The sequence below is a fragment of the Streptomyces sp. NPDC058470 genome, from assembly GCF_042721055.1.
GTDB lineage: Bacteria > Actinomycetota > Actinomycetes > Streptomycetales > Streptomycetaceae > Streptomyces.
On record NZ_JBHXMF010000117.1, the window covers coordinates 1 to 9,603 of the forward strand.

The 9,603-nt window shown below is 61.1% G+C and carries 8 protein-coding genes; 5 read left to right on the top strand and 3 right to left on the bottom strand.

Features of this window, described 5'->3' with window-relative positions:
* The first annotated feature begins 81 nt into the window (after positions 1–81).
* Positions 82–711: a hypothetical protein gene (locus ACFWP7_RS42010; RefSeq protein ID WP_384393747.1), complete on the top strand. Its 630-nt coding sequence runs from the start codon at positions 82–84 to the stop codon at positions 709–711.
* Positions 712–879: 168 nt separating this feature from the next.
* The gene (locus ACFWP7_RS42015) at positions 880–2,082 is read left to right on the top strand and encodes a hypothetical protein (RefSeq protein ID WP_384393750.1); all 1,203 of its coding nucleotides are present in this window, start codon (positions 880–882) and stop codon (positions 2,080–2,082) included.
* 48 nt (positions 2,083–2,130) lie between these two features.
* Here the strand turns inward: ACFWP7_RS42015 and ACFWP7_RS42020 are convergent, their stop codons facing one another.
* A complete protein-coding gene (locus ACFWP7_RS42020) occupies positions 2,131–2,973 on the bottom strand; it encodes a hypothetical protein (RefSeq protein WP_384393753.1) in 843 nt (280 codons plus the stop codon).
* A 167-nt stretch (positions 2,974–3,140) separates the two neighbouring features.
* Complete coding sequence (locus ACFWP7_RS42025) at positions 3,141–4,166, bottom strand: hypothetical protein (protein WP_384393756.1); 1,026 nt, start codon at positions 4,164–4,166, stop codon at positions 3,141–3,143.
* Positions 4,167–4,598: 432 nt separating this feature from the next.
* On the opposite strand from ACFWP7_RS42025, the gene ACFWP7_RS42030 reads away from it, so the two are divergent.
* Positions 4,599–5,420 (top strand): alpha/beta hydrolase, encoded by an 822-nt coding sequence (locus ACFWP7_RS42030; RefSeq protein ID WP_384393759.1) that lies wholly within the window; start codon positions 4,599–4,601, stop codon positions 5,418–5,420.
* Positions 5,421–6,071: 651 nt separating this feature from the next.
* Here ACFWP7_RS42030 and ACFWP7_RS42035 read toward each other — a convergent pair.
* Positions 6,072–7,514, bottom strand: a complete 1,443-nt coding sequence (locus ACFWP7_RS42035; RefSeq protein WP_384393762.1) for an XRE family transcriptional regulator — start codon at positions 7,512–7,514, stop codon at positions 6,072–6,074.
* A 351-nt stretch (positions 7,515–7,865) separates the two neighbouring features.
* Here ACFWP7_RS42035 and ACFWP7_RS42040 point away from each other — a divergent pair, with 351 nt between their 5' ends.
* Both ACFWP7_RS42040 and ACFWP7_RS42045 read left to right on the top strand, forming a co-directional pair.
* Entirely contained in the window at positions 7,866–8,282 is a 417-nt protein-coding gene (locus tag ACFWP7_RS42040) for an ATP-binding protein (RefSeq protein WP_384393765.1), read from the top strand.
* A 43-nt stretch (positions 8,283–8,325) separates the two neighbouring features.
* Positions 8,326–8,664, top strand: coding sequence for a hypothetical protein (locus ACFWP7_RS42045; RefSeq protein WP_384393768.1), 339 nt, complete (start codon positions 8,326–8,328; stop codon positions 8,662–8,664).
* Positions 8,665–9,603 lie beyond the last annotated feature (939 nt).

Below are 9,603 nucleotides of genomic sequence, written 5' to 3' on the forward strand. Positions count from 1 at the left end.
CCTCCCAGGCGGGCACCCGCACCCCCACACAACTGGTACTCGCTAGATCAAATCAACGCAGCCGCAATGTCCACTCGACGAGTGCGTGATCTTGAAACAAATCCGCTAGAGCCTTCGGCCGAAGAAAAGGCAACTTATGCCGAGTCCTCCCAGAGCATGCACCGCTCGTACGTTCTTGCTTCCATCTTCACCACCTCAGCCTTCCTTGATGCAACCGTAAACGAGCTCTACACGTCCGCCGAGTATCCTAATCTTGAGCTCGGCGGAAAACTGCCTGAAGCCCAGCGAGAGCTCTTGGTTGATGCCTGGCCCACACAAATCAAGGAACCCATTCTTGAGCGGTACCAGAAGGCGCTAACAACGCTTAGTCTTCAACCTATGGCCCGTGGTGAAGGAACCTTCCAGAACGCCTTTGCGGTGCTCGACCTCCGCAATGAGCTAATGCACTACAAGCCGCGCTGGAGGGATACGCACCAACTACGCCAGACTTCCCGCGTGGAGACTTCAGGAATCCGCTTCTTGGAAAGTAACGAGAAGCGATTTGCGCGTAATCCTTTTACGGGCTCTGGAAACCCCACGTTGGATCGCTCACTCTGCTACGCCCTAGCCGCTTGGTCACTATCCTCGGCCCTCGCTTTTACAGATGAGTTCTTTAAGCGCGTTGGGGTCGAGGCACGTTATGCATCCATTCGAGAGGACCTAAAAGCTTAATAGGCGCCACATGAAGTGCCGTGGAGTAGGGAATGGCCAACGGGAAGATGTCGGCGCTCCGCTGTGTGCTCGGCGATGAGTGGGACTTACTCGCATGTAAAGTGTCACTGGCTGCGGCATAAATAAAACCTGTTGTACCCATATAGGGCATCGACGTACACTCCACCCATGACCAAACTGACCAAACAGGAGGTTGAACGTCGGCTGGGTATGCGCACCGTCGAGCCCGACGAGTTGGCGTGGGCTATTGCTGACGTTATGCACCAGTCGCAATTTACGTCTGAGCTTCAGGTGGACTTCCCGCGTGCCGACTCACCAGCACTGACGTTGCACTACTTCAAAAAAGGTGGCCTACGCGCCATCATCCCGGGGCCAGGTCTCACCGAAGAAGCCTTCACACAGATCGAGCAGAAGGTCAAAGCAACACTGCTTGCTCCGGAGACACACCTTGTCCACCGCATGGTTCTGTTCGCGCACGTACCCACAGAGGGCTACTGGCGATACCGAGACAAGCTCGTGATTCGGCGTGCCCCAGATGAAGCACCCCGACCCGAAATGGTAATGGGTAGGCACCCGCTCGTCTTTGAGGTGAAGTTCAACGGCTCTAATGACCCGCAGGTAAGGAACATGCGCGTGCTGCGGGAACCGCGACAGCTCGCCTTGTTGCTCTCTCTTCTTGTGCCAGGCCTCACCGTGCCACCGATCAACTCACGTAAACACTGGATGATGGATGCAACGCCCGGAGCGATGCGCTCCGTGTGGGCGCTAGAGCATTACTTCGTTCCGAACTTTGACGGGTACGCCGACGAGCTGTCACCGCAGAGCGACCTTCCCGCCATTGAGATGGTGGCGACTATGCCAAGCGGCGTGCTCGCCGACCAAGTGTTGGTACTACCCGAGGACTTGGAGCAGAAGCTAGACACTTTCATGCGGCTTGGCGACGACGACCGTGCGCGCCTACTCCGCGCCGCCTACTGGCTTCACCACGCGCGGGAAGTCTGGGACATCTCCAAGTCGGCGTACTTCCAAGCTCTCATTCAAGCGGTTGAAGCCATGCTCAAGTACGCACCCCACCGGGAGCGATGCCCCCAGTGCACGAACCATCTAGCCGGGCCAACGGCCTACTTCCGGTGCTTCATTGACCAGTACGCCCCCATGCGGGACGAACACGACGCTGCCGAGCGCAAGACGCGAAAGCTGCTGTACGACAAGCGTTCCGACCTCACTCACGGCACCGCACTACTCAGCGCCGACGAAGAAGTCGGCTTCGGGTGGCACACACCCAAGCCGTCTTACGAGTACGAACTCTCCAGCGAAGCCCAACGTGTGTGTCGGCGGGCGATCATCCAATGGCTGGACGAGCAGCAGTAGCTACACCCTCCGGGCCTCCGGCCTCATCAAGCGGCCGGGAGCTCGTTTCTATGTCAGGGCTGGCCGCGACGAACTGTCCAACTGATGGTGAGCCACGATGGCGGCGGCACTCTCGCGCGCGTCGAGGTACCCGGCATGCATCAGCAACTCTTCTACCACCGGCTGCACGATGGTGATGGGCGCTTCGCCCTGCTTGCGCGACAGAAGGCGCTCCGCGGCGAAGCCGATGCGAGGGCAGTCGGCGTAGCGCCTGGAGGCACGGGCGAAGGAGTCTGAACCCGGAACGTCGAGGGTCTCCCACACAACTTGTCCCTTGATCGTGCTCCTGCTGCCACTTACTCCGACGCGCCAGTCATGCCGGCGGCGCTTCTCACTCAGCCGCTTCCGGTACAGATTGCGGTACCCACTCCCCTGCACCACCGCATGAACCCGACGGATGACGGCCGCCACTTCGGCCAGTGGTAGCGGGTCGGCTACCTGATCTACTACCTCCATGTGCAACCCCCAGCGGAGATCGAGCAAGCCGGAGCCGTACACCTCCAGCTGGTGCCGGTTGAAACGGCCGAACTCGCCGTCGTCAAAGACGGCGAAGCGCACCAGCCCTTCTCCGGAGTAGTCGACCTCGTACGGCAGCTCGCCAAAGATTTCCCGCGCCACTACTTGGGCGCGGGCGGCCAGGTCGACGGGCTCAATCGGCTTCACCGCGCGCGTCGGCGCGACACAAACCCGGACTACGAAGCGGTCGGCGTAGTCGCGTTCCATCCCGCCGCACGGGGCGATGGTGTAGTGGTCGCCCTGTACCGTCCGCTTACCCCAGTGCCAACCCGACCGCAGCAACCACAACGTCTTCTCGAAGATGTTGCCCGCCGCGTCAACCTCACCAAAAGACATCTGACCACCCGCCTGTGAGCGCCGACGTACAAAGCGGGTTCGGTAGTCCTGGCGGAGCAGTGCGCCTGCCTAACGCGGCATCAGCAAGGATAGTCGGCGTCACTGACAACCGGGAGCGCGCGACAGTATCCCGGTGCCGGCGTGAGTCGCACGGAGCGGGGTTGAGACTACTGCGATTCGCTGCGTCTAGTCGTATCCGCTCCCGAACCTCCTAGGGCTTCCTCCTTGCGGCGCCAACTCACGATCGTCGCCTGATTCGGCGTTACGTTGAACCAGGAAAATTTCCTAGGATCAGTCTCGCGCCCGTGAGACACCCACTCCTCGTCGTTCTGGGAACTCTTAGGAGTAAAGGCGGACACGATCAAGTCTGGGAGGGCGGTTCCGTCGAACTCAAGAGTGAAATCAATAGTGAATGTCCCGTGCGCCAGCGGTACGTAGTCCGTAAAGTGACGATACATGCGAGCCCGCCTCAACATCGAGAATTTATCCTGATAGGCGATAACCGCTCTAGGACTCTTCTCGGCGATGAGCTTCGCATGGTTGAGGAGTACACGGCTGTCCCCCTCTTTCGGCTCGGGCGAATAGGACTTTATGGCCTCCTCATCTTCTTCAACGTTTACCTCGGACGGAGAGCAATGCAGATTATAGTAGGTATATGCTGACTCAAATCCGTCCGCAGATCGAAGAATCCACAGTGGGTTCCTAAACCTCAATCCAGCCCTAGCGAGGGCTACCCCCTCCCCTTTCAATTCGAGTTGCAGCCTGAGAATAAGCTTAGTTTCAGGGTCTACCCAGTCGAAGGATATCTTCCAGCGCGTCCACTTGTAGTAGCACTTCTCGTTGGCGAAGTCTTCCACGGCAGTTTTAAGCTCAAGCGGCTGGTTCGGGTCGAGGAAACCAAAAATTTCCCCGAGCGTTCGCGCAATGCCCCTTCGTTCCGAAGCCTTACTCAGTTGCTGCTTGAGATAGAAGTCTCCACCGATGCCGAGGATGGAAGCAACGAGGAAGGACTCACCAAGAGCAATCGCAGCGCTATGAGCCTCACCCGACGGAAACCAGAGGCGCGCAGCGGCATAGCATAAGGACGCAGGCAACAAAAGAAGGTAGGCGAGGAATCTTGCAATCCATCGCCGTACCTTGCGTTCATCACCAGAGTCAGCGTCCTCGTCTGCGCTTGGCGCTGTTTCATTCACGCTTTAGCCTACTCTCCTCCGTCGTTCACGGCTGCCTCACTTTCGCTTTACCCTCTATTACTTAGTGATTATAGGTCGCCGCTCAATGTAGTGCTAGACGCCTGCGTCGCCCAGTGTGGGTGCAACTCACCGATTACGGAAGATGTTTGACAGTAGTACCTGCGCCCCGGCTTGCCTCTCGAAGAATTTGTGCGACTCATCGCCAGAAGGAACGGGGAAACTTCCCCCCTCCCCTACTCGTTCCGGACGCTTCCCACGAAGCCCAGGCCTCCGAGAAGCGTCAACCAAACGCACAACAGAGGCCCCGACCTGTCCCGCCGACCAGGGCTTCTGTCTCAGCTCCTACGGCGTCAGTTGTCGAACTCTCCCGCTGGTGCCCGCACTGTGGTCGTCCACTGTTGGCACTGTGCCCCGCTCACTACGCTTCCGTACATGGCAGCAGACAGCGTGACGGTACGTACCCTCGACGGCCTGCACCTGGCGGGCACCCTCGTTCGTCCACAGCAGCCGACCGCGCAGGCAGTGCTACTCGTGCACGGCGGCGGCGTCACCCGGGAGGAAGGTGGCTTCTTTACCCGGCTGGCAGATGGACTAGCTGAAGCCGGTATCGCCTCGCTTCGGTTCGACCTGCGCGGCCATGGCGACAGCGAGGGGCGGCAAGAAGAGCTCACCCTCTCGACCATCCTCAACGACATCCGCGCCACGCTCGCCTACCTACGTGAGGCCACGGCCGCCGAGAAGGTAACGCTTCTCGGTGCCAGCTTCGGTGGGGGTATCTGCGCCTACTACGCCGCCAAGCGTCCCGCGGACGTTGCGCGCCTGGTGCTCTTCAACCCCCAGCTCGACTACAAGAAGCGCACTATCGACAGTCGGCCGTACTGGAACAACGACAGCATCACCGAGGAAGCGGCGCGCGAACTGGACGAGCAGGGGGCCATTCAGTTCACCCCTACTCTCCGCCATGGGCGGCCCATCATGAACGAGGTGTTTTGGCTCCGGCCCCACGAGGCCCTGGGAGAGGTACAGGCACCCACCCTCATCGTCCACGGTACGGCCGACACCCTCGTACCGTTCGAGTCGTCCCGGGATGCCGTACCGCTCTTCAACGCACCGTGTGAGTTGGTACCGGTGGAGGGCTCACAGCACGGCTTCGCCGTTCACGATGACCCCCAATACAAAGACCCCAAAAGCCAGGAGTACCAGGCACTCGTCATCCAGACCGTGAGTCAGTGGCTCGGTGCCGGCACGGCCTGAGAGCTCATAACACGCTTTATTTTCTGGCGACTCGGCCGTTTATTGGTGACATTCACACGGACAGACCCCACTCCCCATGCAGGAACCTGACGCAAACACCTGGTCAACGAGCCCGCAAGCTTGGAGTGCGGACAACAATCGAAGGAATCCCTGAACCGAGTCTCTATCCTTGACCGTCCCGTCGGACGCTGTTGCCGCCAGTCGTGCGCGTGCCTTTGGAATTCCGCAGGCGAACTCAGCAACATGCCATGCCAATCGACTGTCCAGATATTCGATGACTGGGTCACGACCATAACGACGGCGACCTGCAATAAGAGATGTCCGCCCAGCCTCAACGCGTTCGAAACACCACAACATCGTGTAATAGGCGGCGAAGTGCAAGCGCACCTGATCTGCATCACTCAAATCGGGAGTCATCTCGTGTTGGTGGCCGTAATGGAGTCGTGCAATGCTGTGGCGAACGGGCACTGTCTCGCCAGAATTGAGCTCTTGGAGTAGGCTCCGAGCAGTCTCAAACCTAGACCGCCGATGCTCCGTCTGGTGAGTTCGTACAGCGATCGCGATTGCCGCCAACGCCAAGGTAGCGGATGCAACAGTGGATATCGCCGACCAATCATTCACGTTCATTAGCCCCCCACCAACAAAGTTACGTCAAGCCGACAGGGCCTCACAGAATTCACGCACCGCCGGACGACTGCGCCACCGGTCGAGGGTCTGGAGTACCTCACCCAGCACCCGTACTGTCCGCTCTGACTTCATGTCGTGGGCGACTTCGGCCGACGATTTCCCTACCCTCGCCGCCTCGTCTGGTTCACCACTGAGCGCCAACGCCGCCGCTCGCCGCGCGTTGAAGAAGCCGGTATCCCGGTTCGACAGCGCCCCAACGCTTATGACGTCGCTGAACATCTCGGCAGCAGTACCGGGCTTCCCTGCCTCGGTGAAGGTAATGGCGTCGCGCAACAGACGGGTGTGCCCGGTGAAATAGGCACCCAACTCACCCGAGCCGTCTTCAGTGGCCCTGTCCAACAGTTCCTGTGCGGTGTCGAGTCCAGCGCGCACGACGTCGAGCGGGTCACCCAGCATGGCGCGGCCGAGTGCTTCTTGTTGGGTGACTTCAGCGCGGACACGTACCGGGAGCTGCCACCGGCCGTGACGGGCGGCCTGGGCGAGGGTGAGCATCCGAAGCGCGTCACGCTCGTCGTACGCCATCTGTGACTTCTTCAGGAGTACATACCCCTGCATGGGAGCGTTGCCCGCTTCCTGCGCCCACTCCATGGCGCGGTCGTACCAGAAGACCGCTGTGTCGGGTTCCTGGATGTCCCGGTACAGCCAGCCAACAAACTCCGCGCCTTCTGCCCCGACAGTCAGCAGTTCCCGGCGCACGTTCGGCTTCACATCCCGGGCGCTGCCTTCAATGGCACCGACGAGGCCGAGCACTACCGGCAACGTCTTCTTGGGGCCGCGCGCGCCATCGTCGCGCTTCGCCTTGTCGAGCTGGCGGCGGAAGTAGTCCACCATCGGGCCGTCGAGGTAGCGCCGAGCATCGTTCAGGGCGGATGCAACGTGGTGCAGCTCTTCCAGGCCGAGGCCGGGTAGTGCGGCGGCGGCAATGCCGCCTTTGAGAAGGTCGCGGCGGTTGAGGGGGCTCATGAAGCCTCGTTCTGTGGCGTACGTGGTGGCGGAACTGTCCGCCAGGGGGCCAAGTGCGCTGCCCAAACCGCTCGCCGCAATGGTGTGTGCATCCACCGGCACCAGCACGGTGCGGCCATTAACTACGACCGGGAGAAGCGCGCCGGCGGGCTTCTCTCTTGGCGACGGAGACGCCACTACTGGGCTCTCTGTCGGGAGTGCCTCGCGGCGACTGGGCAGCTTGAACCACAGTAGATCGCCGGGAATCCCGAGGCTATGCGCCCATCTCATGAGTTTGGCGAGGTCCTGCGGGGGTTTGCCGCTCTCAATGCGGCTGAGTTGGGCCTGGTTCAGGTCGAGCCACGTTGCCATGGACTCCTGAGAAACCGCGCGGCCATGCCACGGATGGAGCCGGTATGCATAGAACACATGGCCCATGTGCCAACGTTCGAGCGCTTCTTGCATTGTCGGGTGGTGCCAGAACTCCGGGGGTACGGCGGGCGGGCGGGTGACTACCCGCGCTCGCTCACGACGAAGGCATACGGCGCATAGGTCGCCGGAGTTGTCCCGCGCCAGGCGCGTGCCGCAGGAGCAATGCCGCGCATCTTGCCTGGTCATGTCGTACCTCGCGCTCCCGTGGCTTCCCTCAGCTGGTGCCAACCCCCAAGCCTACTGACGCTAGGCATCCGGCGTCCGGCTGTCCATGCATCCCGCGCATATCCGCTCATGCGGCAGCGCCATGACGTCCCAACGCCCCTGCCGCCCATGCTCATTGCCGTGCTTCTCCACCAAGCGAGAGAGCAAGGGAGCACCGCAATGACCCCGGAACGCTTCATTAGCCAGCTGGAGTTGGCCGCGCAGTCTGAAGCCGTCCGCTGGGCGCGCAGACACACCCGCGACGTACTCAGCGCGTGGAGCGTGCCGAGCGACCACATCGACTCGGCCGCCCTGGCTGTTTCAGAACTCGTCACCAACGCGGTGAAACATGCCGCGCCGCCGGATGACGACCCCTCCCCTACTCCGGCGAGATTGACGCTTCGCCACCGCTATACCCACCTGATTGTTGAGGTGGCCGACCCGGACACCCGACCACCCATCAGCGACGGGAATTCTGAACCTTCTGAGATCGGTGGGCGCGGGCTGTTCATCGTGGACACCATCTCGAAGGAGTGGGGTTACTACCTGCCTCCAACCGGCGGAAAAGTGGTGTGGTGCGTTATGGCGCTCGACTAGCGCTGCCCGTCTGAAGCTCACGCCGCAACGGAAAGGGCCGCTCATGTCCGCGCCATTTAAGCAACTGGCTATTGCCTACATACCGCTCGACCCGGAGGCATCGGCCGCCCAAGTGCTCGCGCAGGAACAGCAGTTCCGCGACTACGCCGAGGAGCGCGGGTATGAGCTGTGCCAGATTGAGTTCAACTCCGAGGATGGCTTACCCCTCGGACGCTTGGTCGGCCTGCTCCAACGACACGGCGCGGAACATCTATTGGTGCCCTCGGTGAAGAGCCTTACCAGCCACCCAATAGCTGAGCTGGTCATCCGCGAGGCCGTCACCCTGGAAGCGAGAGCGGAACTTCACGAGGTCTGCGCGCCAACGGAGTTGACCAGCGACTAGGGGTCAGTCGGCCCGAGCTCCGCGGAACCTACGCAAGCGAGTCCCCCACCATGACCCCCACCCTCATATGGCAGCACTTCGATTGGTTTCGTGGCACCTGCTTCCGCTGCGACACAACCGGCATACCCGTAGCCCTCATCGGCGACGTCACTTCCTACAGCAAGGCCATGCCGCTGTACGCCTGCCATCTCTGCATCTTCCGCTTACAGCAGCGCCATTGGGTCGAGACGGGCCGCCAGGCGTGGCCGCTTCACCTGTTGCAGCTCCCTCCCAATCCGCGACCGCGCGCTCACCGCTCCGCCTGGTGCCGCTGGTTGCGCTACCGCAAGCGTTCCCAGGGACGACATCGCTGCGACGCTCCCATTAGTTGAGCCGCACCACTGCGTCACGCTGTCAGGAGTACCCGCCCTCATACGCACCCTCGGTCGTCGTAGTGAGCTCCCTCCCCCGAGAGCCCCGAACCTAGGTTCCGACGACCGAGAGTGCTTCTGTGCAGGGAGTTAGTTCCCCGCCGGCGCGCATACAACGGCCCGAGAAGCCTTGTACCTACTCGGGCCGTTGTCGTGAGTGGGTTGAGCCGCGGCGGCTGCTCTGGCGGCTAGTACGGGCGTCTGTGGTACCGCCGAAGCCGTTGGGCTGTCGTGCGGGTGCGCCGTGCCTGCTCGTCGCTCGCCATGAGACGGGCCGCCAGTTGCAACCACGCTCCCCCGCCCGTGGCGCGACAGGTGCGTACGTCGAGGCCGGTACGTGCGGTTACAAAGGCTTTGCAGGCGTTGAGTAATTCTTCTTGGGATTGCATTATGTTTACCCTTTTAAGTACTTCTATTCCAGAATAGCACAATGCCTACCTAGTTAGCTACCTAGATACCTAGCTAGGTAAACACCTAGTAGGACTCCGTTAGGTCTTTCTGTCGGTGGTGTTCAGCGGCATGGTGGGTG

Excerpts from the sequence above, each read along its gene's own strand:
- ACFWP7_RS42015 (WP_384393750.1), top strand. The coding sequence starts at position 880 with ATGACCAAACTGACCAAACAGGAGGTTGAACGTCGGCTGGGTATGCGC.
- ACFWP7_RS42020 (WP_384393753.1), bottom strand. The coding sequence starts at position 2,973 with ATGTCTTTTGGTGAGGTTGACGCGGCGGGCAACATCTTCGAGAAGACG.
- ACFWP7_RS42030 (WP_384393759.1), top strand. The coding sequence starts at position 4,599 with ATGGCAGCAGACAGCGTGACGGTACGTACCCTCGACGGCCTGCACCTG.
- ACFWP7_RS42035 (WP_384393762.1), bottom strand. The coding sequence starts at position 7,514 with ATGCAAGAAGCGCTCGAACGTTGGCACATGGGCCATGTGTTCTATGCA.
- ACFWP7_RS42040 (WP_384393765.1), top strand. The coding sequence starts at position 7,866 with ATGACCCCGGAACGCTTCATTAGCCAGCTGGAGTTGGCCGCGCAGTCT.
- ACFWP7_RS42045 (WP_384393768.1), top strand. The coding sequence starts at position 8,326 with ATGTCCGCGCCATTTAAGCAACTGGCTATTGCCTACATACCGCTCGAC.